Genomic DNA, 24,960 nt, shown 5'->3' with positions numbered 1-24,960 from the left:
GGTTGATTAATGAGCTTCAGACCACATTATTTTCACATCGTATTGTAATACAAAAATCATAAGGGTAAGAATATTGTAATGAAACGTTACTGCTATGAGCGATATGCAATTGAACGTTAGATTTCAAGCTCAGCTATAACGTGCCATATACAAACTGTACCTCTTACAAAAATGGATTCTGGAGAAGAACATGAAAAAACACCTACTGACGATTACAGCGGCATCAATTCTTATGGCATTTGGCGTTCAAGCAAAAACGTTGACTTTAGGGCATGCAATGTCATTAGAAAGCGCGGCTCACCAAGGGATGGTGATCATGGCTGATAAGGTTAAAGAAAAATCGAATGGTGACCTTACGATTAAGATCTTCCCAAACGGTCAACTAGGCTCTGAACGTGACCAAGCTGAGCAAGTTGTTACCGGTGCGATTGATATGGCTAAAATCAACGGTGGATTAGCAGAATCTTTTGAACCAACTTTTAAAGTTAATGCACTGCCTTTCTTATTCCGTGATGTTCCACACATGAGAACGTTCATGCGAAGTGAAGCTGCACAAGAGATGTTGCTTTCAAGTGAAGGTAAAGGCTTCATTGGTCTTACATTCTATGATTCAGGTACACGTAGCTTCTACGCTAAAAAAGCAATTAACTCACCTGCCGATCTTGCTGGCATGAAAGTTCGAGTCCCTGGTTCTCCAACCATGATGGAAATGGTGAACCTATTAGGTGGTAAAGCGACACCTGTCCCTTTTAATGAGGTTTACACAGCACTTCAGCAAGGCGTAATTGATGGTGCTGAAAACAATATTTCTAGTTTAGTTGAAATGAAACACAGTGAAGTCGCTAAATTTTATTCTATGGATCAGCACATGATGACACCTGATGTGATCATTATTTCAGAATATAAATGGGGTTCATTAACTGCAGAAGAGCAGAAAATCTTAAAAGAAGCAGCAGCAGAGTCTCTTGAAGAGCAGATTAAAATCTGGGACGCAACAGATGACATGAACAAAGAGAAAGGAATGAAAGAAGGCGTAACGTTTGTTGAAGTTGATAAAGCCCCTTTCCGCGCTGCTGTTAAACCTATGATTGATGAAGCGAAAAAAGATCCAAAACTAGCTCCATTCATTGAAAAAATTGAAGCTCTTTAATCAGTATTAGTGAAAATATAATTTTGCCTTGGCTTTGCTAAGGCAAAATTTTTTGAGGTATCACACCATGTTAGCAACTTTCAGAAACCTACTTGATAGGTTGATTCTTTTTGTCTCTTCTTTTGCATTAATGTTACTTGTCGTTACAGTTACTTGGCAGGTTTTTAGTCGTTATGTTTTGAATGACCCAAGCAACTGGACTGATGAACTTGCTCGTTATGCGATGGTTTGGCTTGGCTTATTAGGAGCAAGTTATTTATTCGGTATCAAAGGACACTTAGCAATAACGTTATTGGATGGTTATCTTAAGGGTAAAGCACATATCGCATTACAAGTACTTATCAATGTGATCTCTGGTTCGTTTGTCTCTTTAGCCATGCTTCAAGGTGGCATCGCTTTAATGGGAAGAACCACGCAACAACTCTCTCCAGCATTACAATTACCGATGTCGACGGTTTATTCAATATTGCCGATTTCAGCCGTTATTATCCTCATCTATTTGGTCATGAATACGTTTGATCTTTTTTGTGAACCCAACAAAAAGTAAGTTTTAAAAGGACTCTATATTATGGATTTGTCCATTGGTGTTTGGCTGTTAGGCCTATTCTTATTCATGATCGCGATAAGCATGCCGATTGCGATTGCAATTGCCATGTCATCTTTAACGGTCATGTATTTCATTTTGCCGTTTGAAGTCGCCAGTATTACTGCGGGTCAAAAAATTATTACCGGTATTGATAGTTTCAGTTTATTAGCAATCCCTTTCTTTATCCTCGCTGGCAATATAATGAATGTGGGTGGTATCGCTAGTCGGCTTATCAACCTTGCAAAGCTCTTGGTTGGTTGGATCCCTGGCTCACTTTTTCACGTTAACATCTTTGCAAATATGATGTTTGGCGCTGTTTCAGGATCCGCCGTTGCAGCAGCAGCAGCAGTGGGTAAAACCTTAGGCCCTGAATTAGAAAAAGATGGTTATGATAAAAATTTAGCAACAGCAGTAAACGTTGCATCCTGCCCAGCAGGATTATTGATACCGCCGAGTAATTCATTGATCGTATTTTCAGTGGTATCGGGCGGAACATCTGTCGCGGCTCTGTTTATCGCGGGTTATGTCCCAGGTATTTTAATGGGCTTGAGCTGTATGGTCGTAGCCTATTTCATTGCTAAAAAGAAAGGCTACAAAACAAGTGCGAATGACGGCTTCACAACGAAAGATGTGTTGAATATTGTTTGGCAAGCAACGCCAAGCTTAGGGCTTATTGTTGTTGTTATTGGCGGTATTATTGGTGGTATATTCACTGCAACAGAAGGGGCATGTATAGCGGTTCTTTACTCTTTTATTCTGTCACTCTGTTACCGAACCCTCAAATGGGCGCATTTTCCGATAATCTGTAGAGAAACCGTTCAGGTCACGGGTATCATGCTGTTCTTGATTGGTGCTTCAACCATCATGTCATGGGCTATGGCTTTTACCGGTCTACCAACAATGATCAGTGATTGGATGCTCTCTATTTCAGATAATCCGATCATCATTTTTATCCTGATGAACTTGATTCTACTGATTGTGGGGATGTTTATGGATCTTACGCCTGCCGTATTGATCTTTACCCCTATCTTTATGCCGATTGCTGAACATTTAGGTATGCACCCAATTCACTTCGCGATGATGATTATCTTCAACTTATGTATTGGTATTGCAACGCCACCCGTTGGTACCGCGCTATTTGTAGGTTGTAGTGTCAGTGGATCCAAGATTGAGAATGTTATAAGAAGTATCATGCCGTTTTGTGCCGTATTGATCGTCACATTGCTGGCTATTACGTTCATTCCTGAAATTAGTTTAGCGTTGCCTCGCGCATTTGGTTTAATAAACTAATGGCAGATAATAAATAGTGACAGTTCTATACCGAAAGTTAACGAGTGATTTTCAGGGACTGCTGATTATTTAAAATTAAAAAACCGCCTTCAATGAAGGCGGTTTTATTTATTAAAAGACATCATTGTTAATTTGCTTAACTTACGATTAAGCCGATTGGCTTTTAATTAAGCTTGTTGCTTCTTTAGCTCAGCTTCTTGTACTTCGTCTTCGATCAGAGAGTCAACGATGACTGCACATGCTGCATCACCAGTGATGTTCAGAGCAGTACGGATCATGTCGAAGATACGGTCTAGAGCGAACAACAGAGGTAGACCTTCGATAGGGATACCAGCCGCTAGAAGAACCGCAACTACTAGGAAAGAAGGACCTGGAACACCGGCTTGACCAACTGCGCCTAACGTAGAGGTTACGATGATAGCAACGTAAGCACCCATAGACAGGTCGATGTTGAACAGCTGTGCGAAGAAGATAGCAACTAGGCCGTAGTAAATTGCGTTACCAGACATGTTGATCGTCGCACCTAGAGGAAGAACGAATGAAGCCGTTGAGTTACGAACGCCAAGTTCCTTCTCTACCGTTTCCATTGTTACTGGTAGTGTCGCCATTGAAGAGGCTGTTGATAGTGCAACCGCTTGAGGCTTCTTCATTGCAACGAGGAACTTCTTCGCAGAAGTCTTAGTGAAGATTTGAATCATCAGTGGGTAAGCCACAAAGCCGAAGATCAGAATCGCAGCGATGTACACGACGAAAAGTTTGAACACAACCATTAGTGCGCCAAAACCGAATGTACCAACTGCTTCTGCCATTAGGCCGAATACGCCAAGTGGTGCAATGATCATAACCTTGTTGATCATCCAAACCATAGCGTCAACAATCGCGTTTACGCCATTGATGATTGGGTCACGTTTCTCTTTTGCTTGTTTAGAAATCGCAATACCAAAGAACAAGCAGAAAACTAGGATTTGCAGAATGTTTGCTTCATTCAGTGATTGGAAAACGTTGGTAGGGATCATGCCAGTGATGGTTGCCCAGAACGTTGGAAGTTCGCCCTTCGCAGCGTATTCAGAAGAGAACATGCCTTCAACGCCAGTCACATCGATACCACGACCTGGTTCGAATATTTCACCCATAACAAGTGCTAGTGCTACAGCAAGTGCAGATGTTAGTGCAAAGTAACCCAGTGTAGTTACACCAACTTTACCTGCAGATGAGCTATTGCCTAAGCCAGCAGCGCCTGAAATTAGTGCAACTGCTACTAGAGGGATAACGAGCATCTTGATCAAATTGATGAAGATAGCACCCAGTGGAGCGAACATTGTTGCACTCTCACCCATCATCGCTCCGACTAGGGTACCGATGATCATTGCAATAACTACTTGAACGCCGATGTTGCTTAGTAAACTCTTTTCTTTTAACACTTCCATAACCTCTGTGCTACTAAATATAAAAATCCCAGAACTACCCACCAATGTACGATGTACCATTGGCGAATTATTTCGTGAAGAGTTTTACACGTATCCTTTACATTTATCAATATGAGCGGATGTGAAAGTCTATCAAAAAGCAGTAATCAAATGTCACTTGATGATTTTTTGCACTAAGGCAAACGATTGCTTTTTAGTTTGCCATTATTTTTTATAAATAATAGTGATGTTTTGGTGAGGTGTTATAGATGTGCTACAGGTTTGTATGAAGTGTTGTTTTTAGCATAAATTTAACAATTTAGAGGGTTTGGGCGTGTTCTCGGAGAAAAACTCCCACAGCGCAAATTATCGCACTAGTGGGAGTCTATTTATTATTTTTGCGTCGCAGCTTTCATTGGTGTAACAAATTCAGCTAATGCTTTTAGCATTTCTTCAGGTTGTTCTACGTTACTCTCAATGATTTTCACGACAGCTGAGCCAGAGATGGCACCGGCAGCGCCTGCTTCAATGGCTTCTTTTACTTGCTCTGGTGCCGAGATACCGAAACCAAGCAATGCTGGTGGCGCGTCAAACTTGTTCAAGCGGTCAAGCAGCGCCGTTACTGGCATGTTTGCCTTTGTTTCAGCACCAGTTACGCCTGAGCGAGAAAGTAGGTAAGTGTAACCACCACCTAACTCAGATACTGACTGAAGTGTTTCATCGCTTGCTGTTGGCGGAGCAATAAAGATTGGGTGAATACCAAACTTCTTCGCTGCAGCAACAAACTCTCCGCTTTCGTTGGTTGGTACATCAGCAATCAATACTGAATCGATACCTGCTTTTGCGCAGCGTTCGTAAAAATTTTCTATACCACGTGCGTAAACCAAGTTCGCGTACATCAGTAGGCCGATTGGTAGCTCTGGGTATTTAGCGCGAATTTGACCAATAAGATCAAAACACACATCTGGCGTTACTTTAGAATCTAAAGCACGAATGTTTGCGCCTTGGATTGTTGGGCCATCAGCAAGTGGATCTGAGAATGGAATACCAAGCTCAAGTGCATCAGCACCCGCTTCAACGAGTGTTTCCATGATCTTAAGAGACTGCTCAGGATTAGGATCGCCAACCGTTACGAATGGTACAAATGCGCCCTGATTCTTTTCAGCTAAGCGAGTGAAGAGTGATTGATAGCGATCCATTATAATGCTCCTTTCTCTTTAAGAATGTCGTGTACGGAGAAAATGTCTTTGTCACCACGACCAGATAGATTAACCACTAATAGCTGTTCTTTCTCTGGGTCGTCGTGAGCCATTTTAACAGCATGAGCCACAGCATGAGATGACTCTAGCGCTGCGATAATACCTTCTTTACGTGCAATCAATTGGAACGCTTCTAGCGCTTCGTCATCGGTCACGTTGTCGTATTCAGCACGGCCTATGGCATTTAGGTGCGCGTGTTGAGGACCAACTGATGGGAAATCTAGACCCGCAGAAACAGAGTAAGACTCTTCTACTTGGCCGTTCTCATCTTGCATCAATGGTGCTTTCATACCAAAGAAGATACCCGTTTTACCGTGCTTAAGTGGCGCGCCGTGTTGGTCGGTATCAATACCTTTACCAGCAGGCTCAACACCGATTAGGCGAACAGACTCTTCTTCAATGAAATCAGCGAACATGCCGATAGCGTTTGAACCACCGCCGACACAAGCGATAACGGCATCAGGAAGGCGACCTTCACGAGCTAGAATTTGGTTCTTCGTTTCTTCACCGATCATGCGTTGGAAATCACGAACAATCGTTGGGAATGGGTGCGGGCCAGCCGCAGTACCCAGCAGGTAGTGAGCGTCTTCATAAGTTGCTGACCAGTCACGTAGCGCTTCGTTACATGCATCTTTTAGCGTTGAAGAACCAGAATGAACAGGGATAACCTCTGCGCCCATCAGCTTCATACGGAATACGTTCGGGCTCTGACGTTCAACGTCTTTTGCACCCATGTAAACGCGACACTTAAGGCCTAACAGAGCACACGCTAGAGCTGTTGCAACGCCGTGTTGGCCTGCGCCTGTTTCAGCAATGATTTCTTGCTTACCCATACGTTTTGCTAGCAATGCTTGGCCAAGAACTTGGTTTGTCTTGTGAGCACCGCCGTGAAGTAGATCTTCACGCTTTAGGTACAGTTTAGTTTTTGTACCTTTAGTCAGGTTACGCGTTAGCGTTAGTGCCGTTGGACGACCTGCGTACTCTTGCAGAAGCGTCATGAATTCACTGCGGAACTCAGGATCGGCTTGTGCATCGATAAATGCTTGTTCTAGTTGGTCTAGTGCTGGCACTAGGATCTGCGGTACGTATTGACCACCGTATTCACCGAAGTAGGCATCGAGTTTAGCCATTGTGTTATTCCTTCAATTCTATTGGAGTGTCTTCACACCAAGTCATTTAATCTTGTTTGAGCTTCGCTAAAGCAAAGCTCACAAATATGTTTTTAGTTTCTGCTTTCTAATTCCTAGAGCCGAGCTTGGACTAGTAATTACGAATCGCTGCAAAGGCGTGTTGCAGTTTGTCTGCGTCTTTTTTACCCGGAGCGGATTCAACGCCAGAGTTTAGGTCTAATCCTAAGCAGCCCAACTTAGCCGCTTGGTTAGCGTTTTCTGGGTTTAGGCCACCCGCTAACATGATTGCGCTTTGGTTGTTGATTAGGCTCCAATTGAACGCTTGACCAGTACCACCCGTTTGAGAACCCACTTTAGTATCTAGCAGGTGACGAGTCACATTGCTTTGAAGTAATTCTGGTAGCACACTTTCAGCGCCGTTTTCAGTACTGCAAGCAACACCGTAAGCTTTCCAAATTTCAACATTTTCAGGTAGAGATTGTTTTAACTCATCGACAAACGCTTGAGATTCATCACCGTGCAGTTGCACCGCAAACAGACCGAGTTCAGAAACTGTGTTAGCAACGTCAGCAACACTATGATTTTGGAACACACCCACGTAGTTCAAAGGTGCGCCGCTCATGGTTAAACGAGCTGCCTCGATATCCACATGACGCTTAGACGCTTCAACGAAAATCAAACCACCGAATACTGCGCCTGCTTGATACGCTTTCGCGGCATCGTCAGAGTGAGTTAAACCACACACTTTGTTTTCGCCCAGCGTTACTTTACGAACGGCCAGTTCAAGGTTCTTTTCAGCCATGAGAGAGCTGCCGATTAGGAAGCCGTCTGCAAACGTTGAAAGGTCACGAACTTGTTGATGTGTGTAGATGCCAGACTCTGAAATCACGACTGCGTTTGGAGCCAGTTCGCGAATCAGCGGAGCCAACTCTTTAGTACGGTTCAGATCCGTCGAAAGGTCACGCAGGTTACGGTTATTAATGCCTATCACTTTTGCTTTTAAAGCGACAGCGCGATGAAGCTCTTCTTCGTTGCTGACTTCGGTAAGTACACCCATGTTTAGCGAGTGAGCGACTTCAGCAAGTGCTTGGTACTCTTCGTCATTCAATACCGATAGCATCAATAAGATAGCATCAGCTGAGTAATGACGAGCTAAGTAAACCTGGTAGGTATCAACCATGAAGTCTTTACAAAGAATAGGTTGCTTAGCAATGCTGCGAACCTTTGGTAAAAACTCAAAGTCACCTTGGAAGTACTTCTCGTCTGTCAGAACTGAAATTGCGTTTGCGTGGTTGTTGTAAACCGATGCAATGTAATCCAAGTCAAACTCGTCACGGATTAGCCCTTTTGACGGAGATGCTTTTTTACATTCAGTGATGAAAACTGTTTGTTCGCCGCTCAGTGCATCATAAAAGCTGCGGTCTGTTAGGGTTAGTGACGCCTTAAACTCGTCTAATGGTTGAGTCTGCTTACGCGCTTCAACCCATTGGTATTTATCACGAACGATTTTTGCTAATACTTCCGCCATTTCAGCTTCTTTGACTGAAACGTGGGTCGACAGTTTATCGGTAGTCTGTGTCATGTTCTTTGTCTCAACTCCGTCGTTCATTAGGCATGTGCAGCAAGCTTTTGTACAAGCTCGTATGCTTTGCCAGAGTTCATTGCGTCAATCGCTTGCTGTGCATTGGCTTTTAGATCTTCGTAACCGAATAGGCGCATCAGCAAAGCAACGTTCACGGCTACTGCGCCAACTTGGGCTTCAGTGCCTTTACCCGTCAGGATATCGGTTGTGATAGCTTTGTTCTCTTCTGGCTCGCCGCCCTTGATAGCTTCAAGAGGGTGAGTGTTTAAACCAAAATCTGCCGGTGTCACTGTGTATTCGTGAATTGCACCATCTTTGATTTCAGCAACGATGGTTTCGCCGTGAATCGCTACTTCATCAAGTCCGCTACCGTGAACAACCGCCGCGCGCTTCATGCCCATTTGCAGCATGGTTTCCGCGATAGGGCGTACAAGCTCTTTGCTATAAACACCCATTAGCTCGATGTTAGGGCGAGCAGGGTTAATCAGTGGGCCAAGGATGTTGAAGATAGTACGTGTTTTCATGGTTTGGCGAACAGGCATCGCGTGACGCACGCCACCGTGGTATTGCGGAGCAAATAGGAATGCGACGCCAAGTTCATCGACAGCCGTACGCGTGTCTTCCGCAGTCATTGCTAGGTTGATGCCAAACGAATCCAGTAGGTCAGAAGAGCCTGATTTGCTTGATACACTGCGGTTACCGTGCTTCGCGACTTTTAGGCCACAAGCGGCTGCAACGAATGCTGAAGTCGTCGAAATGTTAATGGTGTTATGACCGTCGCCACCTGTACCTACGATGTCTGCAAAATCGTAATCAGGGCGTGGGAACGGGTTTGCATTGGCAAGCAGTGCTTTCGCCGCGCCAGCAATTTCGTCTGGCGTCTCGCCTTTGATTTTAAGTGCAGTCAGTGCAGAAGCCATCAGGATTGGATCGAGCTCACCCTTGATGATCACATCAAATAACTGTTGGCTTTCTTCTTGAGTAAGAGACTGCTGTTCGTAAAGTTTATTAATCTGTTCCATGATCGTTTCCTATATCGTCTTTTTCTCAAGAGCCCATTCGATAGCGTTCGCAAGAAGCGTTGCACCGTAAGTTGTCATAATTGATTCAGGGTGGAATTGGAATCCACACACCTTGTCTTGTTCTTGAACCACAGACATGACCAAATCATCGACTTCAGCGGTCACTGTTAGGCTATCGGATACATGCGTTGCCACCAAAGAGTGGTAGCGAGCGATAGCCAGCGGCGAAGGTAAGCCTTGGTAAGTCGCATGGTTTTGGTGTTCCATCATCGACACCTTACCATGAATGATTTCGCCTGCGCCTGCAACGGTGCCACCATAGGCTTCAACAATCGCTTGGTGGCCTAAACAAATACCAATCATTGGCACTTTGCCTTTTAGTAGCTGAATCAGCTCAGGCATGCAGCCCGCATCAGCCGGAGCGCCAGGGCCTGGCGAAAGCAGTGCAACAGGGTTGTCTAGTTCGTTGATCGCCGCTTCAACTACTTTTGCAGGAATGTTGTTACGGTAAATTTTCACACTGTGACCTAATGAACGAAACTGGTCTACAAGGTTGTAAGTGAACGAGTCGAAGTTATCGATGAATACAATATCAGCCATGATTACGACTCCTTCTTACTTGTTAGGTTTTTAGTATGAGCTGCTTGAATCGCAGATATGACCGCTTGAGCTTTGCCGCGAGTTTCGTCAGCTTCTGCTTGTGGGTCAGAGTCGAACACCACGCCCGCGCCTGCTTGTACTTGTGCCATGCCATCTTCAACGTAAGCAGAGCGAATTACGATACAAGTATCTAAAGTACCTTCGCCGGTTAGGTAACCGACTGCACCGCCGTAGCTACCACGGCGCGTTTTTTCTACGTCACGAATAAGCTGCATTGCACGGATTTTTGGTGCGCCCGTTAGCGTACCCATGTTCATACAAGCTTGGTAAGCGTGTAGGGCATCTAAATCTTCACGTAGCTGACCTACAACACGAGAAACCAAGTGCATCACATGGCTGTAGCGGTCTACTTTTAGCAAGTCTGCTACGTGGCGAGTGCCTGCTTCAGCAATACGAGCCACATCGTTACGCGCTAGGTCTACTAGCATCATGTGTTCTGCGTTTTCTTTCTTGTCGGTGCGCAGTTCAAGCTCAATACGGCTGTCTAGATCGAAATCGATTTGGCCATTCGGGCGCTTACCGCGGCGACGAGTACCGGCAATTGGGTAAATCTCGATTTGATTAGTTTCTGTTTCGTATTTCAGAGCACTTTCAGGAGAAGCACCAAACAGAGTAAACAGCTCGTCTTGCATGTAGAACATGTAAGGGCTTGGGTTACTTTGCTTGAGTTCTTTGTAAGCAGCCAGTGGAGCAGGGCAAGGCAGTGTGAAGCGGCGTGAAGGTACCACTTGGAATACGTCACCTTTTACTACGTATTCTTTTAAGTCACGAACCGTTTGGCAGAAGTCTTTATCTGAAACGCTTGGTACCGCTTCAACGTTGTTGAGCGGTGTTACTTCTGTGATGGCTTTCAGTGATTGACACTGAGTTTGAATGTCGGCTAAGCGCTCAGTTAGCCGTACTTTGATGCTGTCATCTTGAGCGAACAAGCTCGCATGAAGTAGGCCTTCGTTCTCTTGATGGTCGAAACGCAATAGTGTTTCAGCTACGTAGAAGACAAAGTCAGGACAATTGTTGGTTGCTTCAGCATCACCTAGCGGTTCAAAGTTCGCCACGATGTCATAAGCGAATAAGCCCGCCATGAATAGTGCGTGTTTGTTATCTGCGTCTTGCTCAAAGCTGTGCTGCACTAAACGTAGAGCATCGAATGAAGAGGCTTCTCTTAAACGTGAGTCTTCATCTACTTCGTTGCTTGGCTCGATAAAAGTCAGCGTCAAAACGTTATCAGTCAGGTCAGATTTAATTTCTGCTTTCACATTTTGAGTTAGGTGTTCGATAAGCGCTTGACCGTTTTCAGTCAATGCTTGAAAGGTTACTTCATGTCCGCGACATACGATGCGAACAGCAGAGTCGATAAGGAGTAGGCTTGTCAGGTTCTGTTTAGATTCAATCTCAGCAGATTCCAACAACAGACTGTCTGTTTTGTTTTCACACAAAGTATGAAAAACGCTGGTTGGATCTTGCGAGTAAGGAACGGAAGAATTGATGACCTCAATGGTTCCCAGCTTTTTGATTTCAATGGCCTTGTTCACAAGACCTCCTTTATGATTCTTTAAATTTCCTGTCGTACATAGTCGCATAAAGATACTGTTCACCCAATCTAGAATATGGTCAATTCGTTGATTTGTTAGTCAGTTGAATGTGAGATGTTCGACAAATTAAAAAGCCCGCTATGAAAGCGGGCTTAGTGATAACTTTTTTATAAACAAACTGTTTAACTAGAAGTACACGTTAGCCCACCAAGAACTTGTCCAAGTGCGCCACCAATTAAGCTCTGAACTTGCTTCTACTGAAGAAAGTTCTAAAACTTTATCTTTATGGTTTTGGTTAAATTCTTGTAACATAGTGAACCTATCAAATGTGATACTTCGTATTTGTGTACTAGTTAACTAGTTTTGTGCTTGCAGGTCAAGTGCGTTGACACAAATATAACGATAAAAATTGAAAACAATGAAAAAGAATATATGAGAATTGATCTACATAGTCATACAACAGCCTCAGATGGCCGACTTACTCCACCTGAACTGATTGACCGAGCGCTAGGCTTTAACATCGAAGCGTTAGCGATTACAGATCATGATACGACTGATGGGCTTGCAGAAGCACGCAGCTATATTGCTGATAACAATCTTCCTATTCAGTTGATTAACGGCATCGAGATCTCAACCGTTTGGCAAAACAAAGATATCCATATTGTTGGGTTAAACGTCGATCCTGAATCACCAGAATTGAAAGCGTTAATTGAACAACAGAAGCAACACCGTGTCGGACGTGCAGAGATGATTGCTCAGCGCCTTGAGAAAGCGACCCGAGAAGGGGTTCTCGATGAGGTTAAGTTGATTGCTGGTGATGCGCCGATTACTCGCGCTCACTTTGCTAAGTGGCTAGTTGATAACGGTTATGCGAAAACCATGCAGCAGGTATTTAAAAAGTTTCTAACTCGCAATAACCCAGGCTACGTGCCGCCAACTTGGTGCTCTATGAGCGATGCTGTCACGGCAATTCATGCAGCCGGCGGACAGGCTGTATTAGCACACCCTGCGCGATATGGCCTTACAGCAAAGTGGGTTAAGCGTTTGTTAGCCGCATTTGTTGAAGCAAAAGGTGACGCTATGGAAGTGGCTCAACCTCAACAAGCACAACAAGAAAGACGCACACTTGCGGATTATGCTATACAATACAAACTATTAGCCTCCCAAGGCAGCGACTTCCATTATCCATCCCCGTGGATGGAACTTGGACGTAATCTCTGGCTACCTTCTGGGGTCGAAGAAGTATGGAAAGATTGGGAGTTTCAAACGGTTCCACCATCTGATACCGATGACAGTATTTAGGTGAACCAGCTCCTTCTGATGATAGAGTCGAGAGATTCGATAACGAGGATCAACAATGAGCCAGTTTTTTTATGTACATCCAGATAACCCACAAGCACGCTTAATTACCCAGGCGGTTGCGATTATTCGCAATGGCGGTGTGGTGGTTTATCCAACAGATTCCGGCTATGCGCTGGGCTGTCAGCTTGAAAATAAACAAGCACTTGAACGTATCTGTAAGATCCGTCGAATCGATGACAAACACAATTTCACGTTGTTATGCCGTGATCTTTCTGAATTGTCTCTGTACGCACGAGTAGATAACGTCGCATTCCGCCTGCTTAAGGCGCATACGCCCGGTGCTTACACGTTTATTTTTAAAGCAACCAAAGAAGTGCCAAAGCGTCTGATGAACGCCAAGCGTAAAACGATTGGGATTCGTGTCCCAGACAACAAGATTGCACTCGACTTGTTGGAAGCGATGGGCGAGCCATTGATGTCGACGTCACTGATTCTTCCGGGGAACGAGACAACTGAATCGGACCCTGAAGAAATTCGTGACAGCCTAGAGCATGCGGTTGATGTCATTTTGAATGGCGGTTACTTAGGTGAGCAACCAACCACAGTTATTGACTTCAGCGACGATGACGCCGTTGTTTTACGTCGTGGTGCCGGCGATCCAGCACCGTTTGAATAATAGCGTTACTGATTAACAGTCTGTAACGAAACAGCAAACTTGCTTGAGTAAATAACAAGTGCTTTTTGGCAGGTTATTTGCGATAATACGCGACCGCGATTTGGTCGCGAAAAAATTCATTCGACGTCTGTGAAGACGACAATTAGGTAGAAAAGAGTAAATGAGCGAAAAATTACAGAAGGTTTTAGCGCGAGCTGGTCACGGTTCTCGTCGTGAACTAGAAGGTTTAATCAAATCTGGTCGTGTAAGTGTTAACGGTCAAGTTGCGAAACTGGGCGAGCGTCTTGAAGACGAGAACTCAGTGATTCGTATCGATGGTCACACTATTACTGGTAAAGCTTCTGAAGAAGTAGTTTGTCGTGTGCTGGCTTACTACAAGCCAGAAGGTGAGCTGTGTACTCGTCACGATCCTGAAGGTCGCCGTACTGTTTTCGATCGTCTACCTAAGATCCGTGGTTCTCGTTGGATTTCAGTTGGTCGTCTTGATGCAAACACATCGGGTCTTTTGCTTTTCACTACTGATGGTGAACTTGCAAACCGCCTAATGCACCCAAGCCGTCAGGTTGAACGTGAATACCTAGTACGTGTATTTGGTGAAGTGAACGAGCAGAAGGTTAAGAACCTTGTGCGCGGCGTTGAACTAGAAGATGGCATGGCTCGTTTCGAAGATGTGGTTTACGCTGGTGGTGAAGGTATGAACCATACTTTCTACGTAGCGATTAACGAAGGTCGTAACCGCGAGGTTCGTCGTCTTTGGGAATCACAAGAAACGACAGTAAGCCGTCTAAAACGTGTACGTTACGGTGATATCTACCTTGATAAGAAACTGCCTCGCGGCGGTTGGAAAGAGCTAGACCTTGAAGAAGTTAACTACCTACGTCAGTTGGTTGAGCTAAATCCAGAGAAAGAAACATTGTTGGATCTTGATCCTTCAAATACTTCTCGTAAGCGTGAGCGTTCTCGTAGCCAAAAAATTCGTCGTGCTGTTAAGCGTCACGAAGAGCGTGCAAATGCACCAAAAGGCCGTAGTAACCAGACTAAGCGTAAGAAGCCTGCAACTCGCGGTACTACAACTCCAGAATCAGGTCGTAGCACTCCAACAGCAAGCAAAGGCAAGCCTCAGACTAACAAGAGCAAGCCTAAATTGAACAATGGACGTCCGGCTAAACCAGCTAAGCCAAGAACACGTCAGTAATTACGCAAGTAGTTACTTCAGTTTTTAAGCTTAAAGCTTTATTAGTTGAAAATACTGAATACTAAAAAACCTGCTCATTGAGCAGGTTTTTTTACGTCTAGAAGAAATAAAAGATGCGGGATGCGAGTAATCGAGTAGAGAAAAGCGCAGAAGTAATCGACAGCAATTGTGCTTTGCGCCTTGCGCTTTTCTTGCGTGAAGCTACAAATCTCTTCGTATCTCGTTCTATTTACTTGTGATTCGAGAAGTTATCGCCTTTCGCCAATCGGTCGTAGAGCACAACATTCACAGAGGCCGCTAGATTCATGCAGCCGTTAGTTGGAACGTAAATCGTGTCACGACAGAAATCGGTGATCTCTTTCTTTAGCGTGCCGTCTTCTGGACCAAAAATGTAAAACGCGCGTGGTGGGTGCTTGTAATCAGGCAGAGGCTTAGCACCTTCAATCAGATCAACAGCAACAGGCACGCAGCCTACTGGAATAATATCTTTTAGCTCTTCAACACCAATTAAAGGCAACGCTAGGTGCTTTTCTTTGGTATCTGTGTGGAATTTTCGCGCATGGTCGTAACGTGTGCCGGTGTAAAACACAGAGTTGGCGCCGTAGCAGCCAGCCGCTCGCATAACTGAGCCTACGTTTTCAGGTGTCTTTGGGTTAACTAGGCCAATGCAGGCGTAGCCTTTTGATTGTGTGTCTGTTTTTGCTTTGGTCATAATCAGTGAATCTAAAGTTGATGATGAAAGTGAGTAATCACGATGGGAGATAGCGTGATAAAAATAGCCGAGCAATCGGCTCGGCTAACTTTTAACTCGCTTACATGAATACTTGTTTACTCATGCAGATGAGCGTCGACAGTGGTATTAGTCGCGTTTCCACAGCATGTGACAGAACTTATGTTCTGGGTCACGGCTGATTAGCATGCGAGCAAATACATCGTCTAGAACGTCATCAGCTTCATTCACAAGACCAATGCGCACTTCAGCGTAGATTTCTTTGTCGACTTCAAAGCCAACATGTTCAACCCAATCATCGCCAGTTTCAACAAGTTCTGCAGCGCCACGATCTTCAAACTGCGCTGTGAATAGAATCACGTCTGCAGGTTCAAGATTGTCAGGTGCCATCTCTAGAAAGATGTCATATGCAGTATCAATTGCATCGTCGTAAGACATAAGGTCGTTAGCTTCGGTCATAATAAGTATCTTAGCTTGCGCGGTTCATGTATTTACGTTCAGCGGTGTTCACTACAACTTTGTCGCCAGTCGCGATGTATTCAGGAACTTGAACAGTAAGGCCGGTAGATAAACGAGCTGGTTTAGTACGAGCTGAAGCAGACGCGCCTTTGATTGAAGGGTCAGTTTCTTCGATTACTAGTTCAACTGAAGAAGGAAGCTCAAGAGTAGCTGCGTTACCATCGATAAGAATAGCGTACATACCTTGCGTTTCTTCATTGATGAACAGCAGTTCGTCTTCGATCATTTCACCGTTGAAGATGAATTGTGTGTAATCTTCGTTATCCATGAAGATGTACTCGTTGCCATCAACGTAAGAGAACATCACTGCACGCTTAGTCACGTCGATAGTTTCAACGATTTCGTCAGCCTTGTGACGAACTTCTGTTTTAACGCCAGTTGCTACATCGTGACCTCGGAAGCGGTAAATCTTTTGACCACCACGGCCACCTGGTGTTGTTACTTCGATATCTTTTACGAGTATTGTTTTACCATCAACATTGATCGCAAAACCTTTTTTAATCTCACTTGCTCTAGGCATTTTGTGTTTGTCCTTATTGGGTCTATCCGGTGATTATATCTCGTAGACGCTATAAATAGGAATAGCTTGAATCATAAAGTCACCTAAGCGATCATAGAGAGACAGTTAAATCATTATTTTATTTACCGAAACGACCTATGCAGCTACCTGTTATTGACCCAACACAGCCTTTTCAACCTGAATTCCAACCTGTGGTTAACGATCTGATTACCTTTCTAAAAGGTGGGTTAGGTTCTAATCTACACAGTGTCTATATTTATGGCAGTGTAGCGCGTAAGCAAGCCGTCGTCGGTCGGTCGAACCTTGATGTTGTTGTGGTTACTCATCGTCCTTTCCCAGACCAACGAACCACGTTGTTAAACACCATTAAGTGGCGTTTTCAAAAGAGCTTCCCTCAGGTCACACAAGTGGCGATCAAAACCACCTTGGTGAGCGAGATCGTTGATTTCGACAACATATTCACATGGGGCTTTATGCTGAAACATTTAGCTGTGTGCGTGCATGGTGAAGACTTATCGGATTGTTATGGTGATTTTGAAACAAGTTGGGAAATCGCTAAGCACTGGAATATGGATGCGGAAAACTGGTTAGCGGTGTATCGCAATAAGATCGCCCGAGCAACAACGCCAGAACAACAAGTGGCCGCGCAAGTGGTCATTGCTAAAAAGCTACTGCGAGCGAGTTATTCTTTGGTGATGTATCGTGACAAATATTGGTTCGATGACCCAATAGAGTGTGGTCAACAGTTCTTGAAGTATCACCCAGATAAAGACGTCGAAATCCACAGGTTAGGCATTTTACTTTCTGGTAAACCGATTCCTAAACGTTCGGTAATAGGGATTCTTGATGGTTTTGGGGAATGGCTGGTTAAGCAATATCAAAAAACTGAGTTTCGTATCGGATAGAGATTAGTAACCTCCCAATGAATACTAAAAAGCAGAGTGGGCTGAGTAACACAGCACTTCTCTGCTTTTTTGCTTCAATGACCACTTTGGAAGAGGATTCAATCTAGAACAGACCTAGCTGCTGCCCGCTAACTCTTTCAAAATCCAGTCCTATAAACGGCAAAATTGCTTCTGCAACCGGTTTGATTTGTTTGTCGATATAGTGCTGATAATCGATGCCACTTTTTAAATACTCTTTGGGCTCAGGACCACTCATAGTAATCAAATACTCAATACGTCCTTTGTTTTGGTATTGAAGAGGGCGACCAAGCTGAGCATTGATCTCGTCTGCTAATCTTGCTGCGCGAACCTGTGGTGGAATGTTCTTTTGGTATTCGTGTAATTTGCGGCGTAAGCGCTTTTGGTACACCAGTAAATCATCGTGTTTACCAGCAGAGGTTTCATCGACAAATTGTCTGATATAGTCCGTTGGGTCTTGATCGTTAAATACCATTTCATACAAAGTTTGTTGGAATTGCTGCGCGAGAGGTGTCCAATCGGTTCGCGCACTTTCAAGCCCTTTGAAGATGATCTTCTCTTGGTCGCCTTGATTGATCAAGCCTGCATAACGTTTCTTCGACCCTGTCTCAGAGCCTCTAATGGTCGGCATAAGAAACTTGCGATAGTGAGTCTCGTATTCTAATTCGAGTATAGAAGTCAGGTTGTAGGTTTCTTTTAAGTGATTCGTCCACCAATCGTTGATGTAAGCCGCTAATTCATGGCCAATCTCGTCGGCTTGCTGTTGGTCATAACTGCCATTCAGAGACACGAAGGTTGAATCGGTGTCACCGTAGATAACTTGATAGCCTTTGTCTTCAATCAGAACTTTGGTTTGTTTCATGATTTCATGACCACGCATGGTAATGGATGACGCCAGGCGAGTATCGAAGAAGCGACAACCTGAAGACCCCAACACTCCATAAAATGAATTCATGATGATCTTAATTGCTTGAGAAAATGCTTTTTCGTTGTTCTTCTTAGCCACATCACGTGCTGCCCATAGGTTCTCAATCATTTCTGGCAGAAAGTGTTTAGAACGGTGGAACTGACCACCTCTAAAACCTTCGACCGCTTGGTTTTCTCCTGGGCCTAGTTCCAGCTTTAACCCTTCAATCAGCCCCATAGGGTCAATCAAGAAAGAGCGGATGATTGATGGATACAGGCTTTTAAAGTCGAGAACTAAAACTGAGTCGTACAGGTTGGGAATCGAATCCATCACATAACCGCCGGGACTCGCAATCCAGTTCTCCGGCTCTAAGTTAGGCGCGACATACCCCGCTCTGTGTATCTGAGGCATGTACAAATTGGTAAATGCTGCCACTGAGCCACCAACACGATCCAGCTCTACACCGGTTAATCGAGAACGCTCAATCGCGAAGTCGAGTAGGTGAGTGTGTTCAAAGATGCGGTTTACGAGCACACAGTCTTGAAGGTTGTACTTGGCGAGTGAAGGTTTATCGAATTTAAACATCCGATTGATCTCATCCATGCGATCGTGAACGTTATGGATGTCTTTGCCTTCACCAAGTAGCTCTTGGGATACAGATTCAAGAGACCAAGAGCGAAAGTGATAGGTTGCCGTTTTTAGCATATCGATGCCATCTAGGACAACGCGCCCGGGAATGGTAATAAAGCCTTGCTGGTTTTGTGCAGAACTGCGAAAGAAGCTTGGTTGGTTGTCTCTACCAATAGTGAGTTTTACCTCATTCCATTCAGCTCGTTTGTGCAGAAGCCTAAAATCGAAGTCGATGACATTCCAACCAATGATGATGTCAGGATCAAACTCCGAGAACCAAGCTATCATCGCTTCAAGCAGCACTTTTTCGTTGACAACCCATTGGATGTTGGTGTCTGCTTCTTGTGGTTCGCCGACCATGATGACTCGGCTGTCCATCGGGCTGTCTAAGCCAATGGAATAAAGCACGCCTTTTTCTGAGCATTCAATATCAAGTGACACTACTGACAAGTTAGGTAAGTAATCGCCTGATCTACACTTTGCATTAGAAACTCTACGATGTTTGTTCTTTTGGATGGCAGCCCCAGTAAACTCGATACTTCCTTTGATAAAGCGTTCCATCAAATATCGGTCAGCCAATCGAACATCACTTTCAAAAGTCTGGATTTCGTCGTTGTGAAAGGCTTGCGCTAAACCGAAGCTACTTCTCGATAAAGAGGTATAACACGCGGCCAGAGGCGTTTGCTCAAAAGTGGCCAATTCTAGTAGTTTAAATTGGCAGTCAATAGCTTCTTTAGTCGCAATCGCCTGACATGCTTGCACGTCAGATTGAGCGACAAAGAACACAGGTTTTTCATTTTGAATCGTCAGCAAAGTAGGGCCTTGGGGAGTACTTAGCCATAAATCGATTTGAGTACGCCCTGAAAAGTCTCTTGCTTGTCTTGTGAGTACGAATCCTTGCTGAATATCCAATGTAGTAACCTATTGAAATGGGGAGTCGAATACTACCATTTAGCTATCCTTTACGCACAATAGACGGCAGAAATAGTCACTAAATTCTAGTTAATCGTTGTAAATAACGGGACTCTATAAGCAAATAACCGAAATTGTCGCGAATGGTGATTTAATGTTATTGAAAATATCTTTGTCTTGTGTAATTTTATTGGGTGTTGTCTTAACTAGTTGATTTTAACCAAAAGCTTATTGTTTTAGTTGGCTTATTTATAAATAAGTACTTGCTAAAGTTCGTGTTTCAGCACATATTCAACAGAGCTTTTTTTTACTAATTAAGTTAAGATGTACTTGATGCTGCGATCCACTGTTCCTTTGTTTAATTGTTTCAAACAGATGAAACGACACAGTGGTTGCAGAGCCAATTAATAGTGTGGAGATACAAGTTTGATAAATGTTTTCCTTGTAGATGATCACGAGCTGGTTCGCACAGGGATACGACGTATTATTGAAGACGTCCGTGGAATGAACGTAGCAGGGGAAGCTGAAAGCGGTGAAGATGCTGCAAAATGGTGTCGTACTAACAATACTGACGTTATTTTGATGGATATGAATATGCCTGGTATTGGTGGCTTAGAGGCAACCAAGAAGATCTTGCGTTTCAACCCTGATATTAAAATCATCGTTTTAACTGTTCATACGGAAAATCCGTTTCCAACTAAAGTGATGCAAGCTGGAGCTGCAGGTTACCTTACTAAAGGTGCAGGTCCGGATGAAATGGTAAATGCTATTCGAATGGTCAACAGTGGCCAACGATACATTTCACCAGAAATTGCGCAGCAGATGGCTTTGAGCCAATTCTCGCCTGCGTCTGAAAATCCATTCGCAGACTTATCTGAACGTGAACTTCAAATCATGATGATGATTACCAAAGGTCAGAAAGTGACGGATATTTCGGAACAACTCAATCTAAGTCCTAAAACAGTTAACAGCTACCGCTACCGTTTGTTCAGCAAACTGGATATCAGTGGTGATGTAGAGTTGACGCATTTAGCGATTAGACATGGAATGTTAGACACTGAGACCCTTTAACACTGAGATCGTATAGTGACCAACTTGTTTGACTCAGTCTCATTCCTTAAGACAGTAACAGAGCAGCCTGGCGTTTATCGAATGTATAACGCCGAGGCTGTCGTTATTTACGTCGGTAAAGCTAAGAACCTCAAAAAACGCCTTTCCAGCTATTTCCGTAAAAAAGTAGACAGTGAAAAAACACGTGCTCTAGTCAGTAATATCGACAAAATCGATGTCACTGTGACTCATACGGAAACAGAAGCTCTTATTCTTGAGCACAACTACATCAAGCAGTATTTACCGAAATACAACGTACTTCTGCGTGATGATAAGTCGTACCCTTATATTTTTATTAGTGGCCATAAGCATCCTCGTTTGTCGATGCATCGCGGTGCTAAGAAGAAAAAAGGTGAATACTTTGGTCCTTATCCTGATTCTGGCGCTGTGCGTGAGACGTTACACTTAATACAAAAAATTTTTCCTGCTCGCCAGTGTGAAGATACGGTTTATGCCAACAGAACGCGCCCGTGTTTGATGTATCAAATTGGCCGCTGTGCTGCGCCATGTGTCAGTTCAATTATCTCTGATGAAGAATACAGCGAGCTTATCGACTACGTTCGTCTATTCCTTCAGGGGAAAGACAAGCTCGTCCTTGAAACGCTTATCGACAAAATGGACAAGGCTAGCCAAGAGCTTCGCTTTGAGCAAGCGGCCGCTTTCCGCGACCAAATCCAAGCGATTAGACGGGTGCAAGAGCAACAGTACGTATCTGATGATTCAATGGAAGATATGGACGTTTTGGGCTTTGCTCAAGAGAATGGCGTGGCTTGTATTCATATCTTGATGATCCGTCAAGGTAAGGTATTAGGCAGTAGAAGCCATTTTCCTAAAATTCCCAACAATACGGTGCGAGAAGAAGTTTTTTCGAGCTTTTTAAGTCAATATTATCTCGCACATAACGAAGCGAGAACCATACCAACTCGCCTCATTCTCAACGCCGATTTGATGGAAGATGTCACACCGATTCAAGAAGCTTTGTGTGAAGTTGCGGGTCGGAAGATCCACTTCAATACCAATCCTTTAGGGACTCGAGGTCGTTACCTTAAATTGTCGAATACCAATGCTTTAACGGCAATTACCACCAAGATTAATCATAAGATGACCATCAACCAACGCTTCAAAGAGCTTCAAGAAGTGTTGTCGATGGATGCTATCAAGCGCATGGAATGTTTTGATATCAGTCATACTATGGGTGAAAGTACGATAGCTTCTTGTGTAGTGTTCAATCAGGAAGGCCCCGTTAAACCGGAATACCGCCGCTACAATATTACTGGTATTACTGGAGGCGATGACTACGCCGCGATGGCTCAGGCACTTGAAAAGCGCTATTCAAAGCAACTTGATGTCGACAAGATCCCAGATATCATCTTCATTGATGGTGGTAAGGGCCAACTGAATCGTGCTCATGAGATTATTTCTCAATATTGGGACGATTGGCCGTTTCGACCAAGAATGATGGGTATAGCGAAAGGGGTAACACGTAAACCTGGTTTGGAAACCTTAGTGACCCTTGAAGGTGAAGAGTTCAATTTACCAAGTGATGCGCCAGCACTACACCTTATCCAACATATTCGTGATGAAAGCCATAATCATGCGATTGCAGGGCATAGAGCGAAACGTGGTAAAACGCGAAGAACGAGTGCTTTGGAAGGAATTGAAGGTGTGGGGCCTAAACGTCGTCAAGCTTTGCTGAAATATATGGGTGGCTTACAAGAACTTAAGCGTGCAACTGTCGAAGAAATAGCCAAAGTACCGGGCATTAGTCATTCTTTGGCAGAAAACATTTATCAAGCATTGAAACAATAGTAAAAATCCCGCACCATTAAAGCGCAATTAATAAGAGCCCAATAATATGCGTTTGAATATACCTAACATTTTGTCCTTACTGAGACTATTTTTGATCCCAGTATTCGTTGTCGTTTTTTACCTACCTTATCAATGGGCTCCTTTTGCTGCAGCGATGGTTTTTTGGGTAGCGGGTTTTACAGATTGGCTAGATGGCATGCTAGCTCGTAAACTTGGACAAACTTCTCGTTTCGGCGCATTCATTGATCCTGTAGCCGACAAAGTACTGGTTGCTACGGCTCTTATCTTGATTACTGAGCATTTCCACTCGATTTGGATAACTATTCCAGCAGTGACTATGATAGCTCGTGAAATTATCATTTCGGCACTTCGTGAATGGATGGCTGAAATCGGTAAACGCGCAAGTGTTGCGGTATCTTGGGTTGGAAAAGTAAAAACCGTTTCTCAAATGTTCGCCCTTTGGGTGCTTATCTGGCGCTATGATGATTGGATGGTATGGGTGGGTTACATTGCACTTTATGTGGCAACTGTTCTTACTTACTGGTCAATGGCACAATACTTGATGGCTGCCAAAGACGATTTGTTGGATGAAAAACACCATTGATGAAGAAGCGAGCTGAGGCTCGCTTTTTTGATCTTTAACCTAAGTTTAAGTGATCAATAGTGGATATCTAATGTGATATAGATCTCCTTTGAAGAGCCTGTTCACAGCGTGCTTTGCACATAAAGTCAGCTATTTAGGCTGTTTCGTATGAAATCTATTCAAACGAATTAAAAATACAAAAATAATATTGACTCAATCGTCTGAATCCGTAAAATGCATCCCGTACCCAAGAGGATGGCAATAAGCGATTCGGTTGGAGTTACTAAGGCGCCTTGGCAGAGTGGCTATGCAGCGGATTGCAAATCCGTGGACCTCGGTTCGACTCCGGGAGGCGCCTCCATTCTCTCTTTCTTACTAGAAAGAACATGAATGAAAATGCGATACTAGCTCAGTTGGTAGAGCGCAACCTTGCCAAGGTTGAGGTCATCGGTTCGAACCCGATGTATCGCTCCAAAATTTGTAATGTTGATTGGCGTCAGCATTAAGATGGTGTTTTACTTTTCAGTAATCGGCATCGCAATAAAGAATTGCGTGCCCTGGTGGTGGAATTGGTAGACACAAGGGATTTAAAATCCCTCGGCGTTCGCGCTGTGCCGGTTCAAGTCCGGCCCGGGGCACCATCTATTAAAGTCTACGTCTTAACGGATGTAGCAAATGCGATACTAGCTCAGTTGGTAGAGCGCAACCTTGCCAAGGTTGAGGTCATCGGTTCGAACCCGATGTATCGCTCCAAATTAAAAAGCCCGAACAGAAATGTTCGGGCTTTTTGGTTTCTGGCGTTTAGCTTTACGTTTAAGAACTCTTGTTGTTCGAACTCAAAATTCATACCTATTTCTAACTCTACCTCAAAATTTCGCAATCAAGTTTGTTTAGACAAGTTAGTTTTAAAAAGCGAGATTCTCTATGAACTCGTTCCTCGCTCTAGGGAGTGACGCCCAGACCTCAAAACCTCTCTAGCAGCTTTAAAGTCACCGTACTAGCATTTGTATATTCTCGTCATCCTCCTCGGGCATGAGGAACCAATGAATCGGGAATCTCTTTCTTAAACGATAGTGTTGACGATATTTACATCAATTCCTCAATCACCGTTGTTATTTATCAAGCTATTATTAAAAACTATTGATCGTTCATTTCACTTTATGTTACTTTCCCGCGCAATCTCGGAATGACCGATGTTCAAAAAGAGCAGCGATCGCTTCTGGGGGATACGCGTAATGACCATTCTTGCTGATTGGGACATTACGTAGGGTAGGTATTGGCTAGTCCTTTAGCTGATAGACGGGATACTTATGGCGCAATTCGTCATGTTAATGGGAAACCCAACATTGAACTCATTTAAAACTACATTGCTAATCAGCTCTGCATTTCCAAAGGGACCAGCTCCTCATAGCTGCCCGATCCTGCAAAAATGCCCAATTCTTCAAAACAGTAGTATTACTGAACCTTGAGCTCGCGCTAACCAATTTTTGCTGTCCTAAGACGGCCTAATTTCGTATTTGTCATTTG

The 24,960-nt window shown here is 44.0% G+C and carries 22 protein-coding genes, 4 tRNA genes and 1 other annotated feature; of the genes, 14 read left to right on the top strand and 12 right to left on the bottom strand.

Features of this window, described 5'->3' with window-relative positions; translation table 11 throughout:
• Window positions 1-190: 190 nt before the first annotated feature.
• From ACFI6G_RS06610 to ACFI6G_RS06600, 3 genes are all read left to right on the top strand, one after another.
• Window positions 191-1,150, top strand: a complete 960-nt coding sequence (locus tag ACFI6G_RS06610; RefSeq protein WP_010438019.1) for a TRAP transporter substrate-binding protein — start codon at window positions 191-193, stop codon at window positions 1,148-1,150.
• Window positions 1,151-1,217: 67 nt separating this feature from the next.
• Entirely contained in the window at window positions 1,218-1,697 is a 480-nt protein-coding gene (locus ACFI6G_RS06605) for a TRAP transporter small permease (protein ID WP_010438022.1), read from the top strand.
• Between the two features lie 21 nt (window positions 1,698-1,718).
• Window positions 1,719-3,026 carry a TRAP transporter large permease gene (locus tag ACFI6G_RS06600; RefSeq protein ID WP_065100216.1) on the top strand — a complete coding sequence of 436 codons (1,308 nt, stop codon included), beginning with the start codon at window positions 1,719-1,721 and terminating at the stop codon, window positions 3,024-3,026.
• A 167-nt stretch (window positions 3,027-3,193) separates the two neighbouring features.
• Here ACFI6G_RS06600 and ACFI6G_RS06595 read toward each other — a convergent pair whose 3' ends face one another.
• From ACFI6G_RS06595 to trpL2, 8 genes are all read right to left on the bottom strand, one after another.
• Window positions 3,194-4,513 carry a dicarboxylate/amino acid:cation symporter gene (locus tag ACFI6G_RS06595; RefSeq protein WP_371956731.1) on the bottom strand — a complete coding sequence of 440 codons (1,320 nt, stop codon included), beginning with the start codon at window positions 4,511-4,513 and terminating at the stop codon, window positions 3,194-3,196.
• A gap of 311 nt (window positions 4,514-4,824) precedes the next feature.
• Complete coding sequence (gene trpA, locus ACFI6G_RS06590) at window positions 4,825-5,631, bottom strand: tryptophan synthase subunit alpha (RefSeq protein ID WP_016783868.1); 807 nt, start codon at window positions 5,629-5,631, stop codon at window positions 4,825-4,827.
• Window positions 5,631-6,821 (bottom strand): tryptophan synthase subunit beta, encoded by a 1,191-nt coding sequence (trpB, locus tag ACFI6G_RS06585; RefSeq protein ID WP_010438034.1) that lies wholly within the window; start codon window positions 6,819-6,821, stop codon window positions 5,631-5,633. Before trpB ends, trpA begins: the two co-directional genes overlap by 1 nt.
• A gap of 130 nt (window positions 6,822-6,951) precedes the next feature.
• Complete coding sequence (gene trpCF / locus ACFI6G_RS06580) at window positions 6,952-8,403, bottom strand: bifunctional indole-3-glycerol-phosphate synthase TrpC/phosphoribosylanthranilate isomerase TrpF (protein WP_022570692.1); 1,452 nt, start codon at window positions 8,401-8,403, stop codon at window positions 6,952-6,954.
• A gap of 26 nt (window positions 8,404-8,429) precedes the next feature.
• Window positions 8,430-9,425 carry an anthranilate phosphoribosyltransferase gene (gene trpD, locus ACFI6G_RS06575; RefSeq protein ID WP_016783870.1) on the bottom strand — a complete coding sequence of 332 codons (996 nt, stop codon included), beginning with the start codon at window positions 9,423-9,425 and terminating at the stop codon, window positions 8,430-8,432.
• Window positions 9,426-9,434: 9 nt separating this feature from the next.
• Window positions 9,435-10,025: an aminodeoxychorismate/anthranilate synthase component II gene (locus ACFI6G_RS06570; protein ID WP_010438041.1), complete on the bottom strand. Its 591-nt coding sequence runs from the start codon at window positions 10,023-10,025 to the stop codon at window positions 9,435-9,437.
• A gap of 2 nt (window positions 10,026-10,027) precedes the next feature.
• A complete protein-coding gene (locus ACFI6G_RS06565; protein ID WP_016768370.1) occupies window positions 10,028-11,617 on the bottom strand; it encodes an anthranilate synthase component 1 in 1,590 nt (529 codons plus the stop codon).
• A 125-nt stretch (window positions 11,618-11,742) separates the two neighbouring features.
• Window positions 11,743-11,857 (bottom strand) — a sequence feature (Trp leader region).
• Window positions 11,804-11,929 (bottom strand): tryptophan operon leader peptide, encoded by a 126-nt coding sequence (gene trpL2 / locus ACFI6G_RS06560; RefSeq protein ID WP_009848753.1) that lies wholly within the window; start codon window positions 11,927-11,929, stop codon window positions 11,804-11,806. It overlaps the preceding feature by 54 nt.
• 120 nt (window positions 11,930-12,049) lie before the next feature.
• On the opposite strand from trpL2, the gene rnm reads away from it, so the two are divergent.
• From rnm to rluB, 3 genes are all read left to right on the top strand, one after another.
• Window positions 12,050-12,919: an RNase RNM gene (gene rnm / locus ACFI6G_RS06555; RefSeq protein WP_016768369.1), complete on the top strand. Its 870-nt coding sequence runs from the start codon at window positions 12,050-12,052 to the stop codon at window positions 12,917-12,919.
• A gap of 55 nt (window positions 12,920-12,974) precedes the next feature.
• Window positions 12,975-13,595 carry an L-threonylcarbamoyladenylate synthase gene (locus ACFI6G_RS06550; protein WP_009848751.1) on the top strand — a complete coding sequence of 207 codons (621 nt, stop codon included), beginning with the start codon at window positions 12,975-12,977 and terminating at the stop codon, window positions 13,593-13,595.
• A gap of 160 nt (window positions 13,596-13,755) precedes the next feature.
• Window positions 13,756-14,790 (top strand): 23S rRNA pseudouridine(2605) synthase RluB, encoded by a 1,035-nt coding sequence (gene rluB, locus ACFI6G_RS06545; protein WP_016768368.1) that lies wholly within the window; start codon window positions 13,756-13,758, stop codon window positions 14,788-14,790.
• Between the two features lie 229 nt (window positions 14,791-15,019).
• Here rluB and ACFI6G_RS06540 read toward each other — a convergent pair whose 3' ends face one another.
• The 3 genes from ACFI6G_RS06540 to efpL all read right to left on the bottom strand — a co-directional run bounded on the left by ACFI6G_RS06540 (window position 15,020) and on the right by efpL (window position 16,559).
• Window positions 15,020-15,502 (bottom strand): RNA methyltransferase, encoded by a 483-nt coding sequence (locus ACFI6G_RS06540; RefSeq protein WP_010438051.1) that lies wholly within the window; start codon window positions 15,500-15,502, stop codon window positions 15,020-15,022.
• 147 nt (window positions 15,503-15,649) lie between these two features.
• Window positions 15,650-15,979 carry an HI1450 family dsDNA-mimic protein gene (locus ACFI6G_RS06535; protein WP_004741258.1) on the bottom strand — a complete coding sequence of 110 codons (330 nt, stop codon included), beginning with the start codon at window positions 15,977-15,979 and terminating at the stop codon, window positions 15,650-15,652.
• Window positions 15,980-15,989: 10 nt separating this feature from the next.
• Window positions 15,990-16,559 (bottom strand): elongation factor P-like protein EfpL, encoded by a 570-nt coding sequence (efpL, locus tag ACFI6G_RS06530; protein WP_010438058.1) that lies wholly within the window; start codon window positions 16,557-16,559, stop codon window positions 15,990-15,992.
• Window positions 16,560-16,696: 137 nt separating this feature from the next.
• On the opposite strand from efpL, the gene ACFI6G_RS06525 reads away from it, so the two are divergent.
• Window positions 16,697-17,464 carry a nucleotidyltransferase family protein gene (locus ACFI6G_RS06525; protein WP_016768367.1) on the top strand — a complete coding sequence of 256 codons (768 nt, stop codon included), beginning with the start codon at window positions 16,697-16,699 and terminating at the stop codon, window positions 17,462-17,464.
• Window positions 17,465-17,567: 103 nt separating this feature from the next.
• On the opposite strand, the gene ACFI6G_RS06520 is transcribed toward ACFI6G_RS06525, so the two are convergent.
• Window positions 17,568-19,931 carry a DNA polymerase II gene (locus ACFI6G_RS06520; protein WP_016789267.1) on the bottom strand — a complete coding sequence of 788 codons (2,364 nt, stop codon included), beginning with the start codon at window positions 19,929-19,931 and terminating at the stop codon, window positions 17,568-17,570.
• Between the two features lie 426 nt (window positions 19,932-20,357).
• On the opposite strand from ACFI6G_RS06520, the gene uvrY reads away from it, so the two are divergent.
• The 7 genes from uvrY to ACFI6G_RS06485 all read left to right on the top strand — a co-directional run bounded on the left by uvrY (window position 20,358) and on the right by ACFI6G_RS06485 (window position 24,186).
• The gene (uvrY, locus tag ACFI6G_RS06515) at window positions 20,358-21,002 is read left to right on the top strand and encodes a UvrY/SirA/GacA family response regulator transcription factor (protein ID WP_010438064.1); all 645 of its coding nucleotides are present in this window, start codon (window positions 20,358-20,360) and stop codon (window positions 21,000-21,002) included.
• A 15-nt stretch (window positions 21,003-21,017) separates the two neighbouring features.
• Window positions 21,018-22,850 (top strand): excinuclease ABC subunit UvrC, encoded by a 1,833-nt coding sequence (uvrC, locus tag ACFI6G_RS06510; RefSeq protein ID WP_010438066.1) that lies wholly within the window; start codon window positions 21,018-21,020, stop codon window positions 22,848-22,850.
• A gap of 46 nt (window positions 22,851-22,896) precedes the next feature.
• Window positions 22,897-23,454: a CDP-diacylglycerol--glycerol-3-phosphate 3-phosphatidyltransferase gene (gene pgsA / locus ACFI6G_RS06505; RefSeq protein ID WP_010438068.1), complete on the top strand. Its 558-nt coding sequence runs from the start codon at window positions 22,897-22,899 to the stop codon at window positions 23,452-23,454.
• Between the two features lie 266 nt (window positions 23,455-23,720).
• Window positions 23,721-23,794, top strand: a tRNA-Cys gene (locus tag ACFI6G_RS06500).
• Window positions 23,795-23,831: 37 nt separating this feature from the next.
• Window positions 23,832-23,907: transfer RNA gene (locus tag ACFI6G_RS06495), tRNA-Gly, on the top strand.
• Between the two features lie 80 nt (window positions 23,908-23,987).
• Window positions 23,988-24,074 (top strand) — tRNA-Leu (locus tag ACFI6G_RS06490).
• A gap of 36 nt (window positions 24,075-24,110) precedes the next feature.
• Window positions 24,111-24,186, top strand: a tRNA-Gly gene (locus tag ACFI6G_RS06485).
• Window positions 24,187-24,960: the final 774 nt, after the last annotated feature.

This window comes from Vibrio sp. PSi01, from assembly GCF_054960695.1.
Note: the sequence above shows the minus strand (reverse complement) of the source record. Positions and strands in the feature narration are given on the sequence as shown.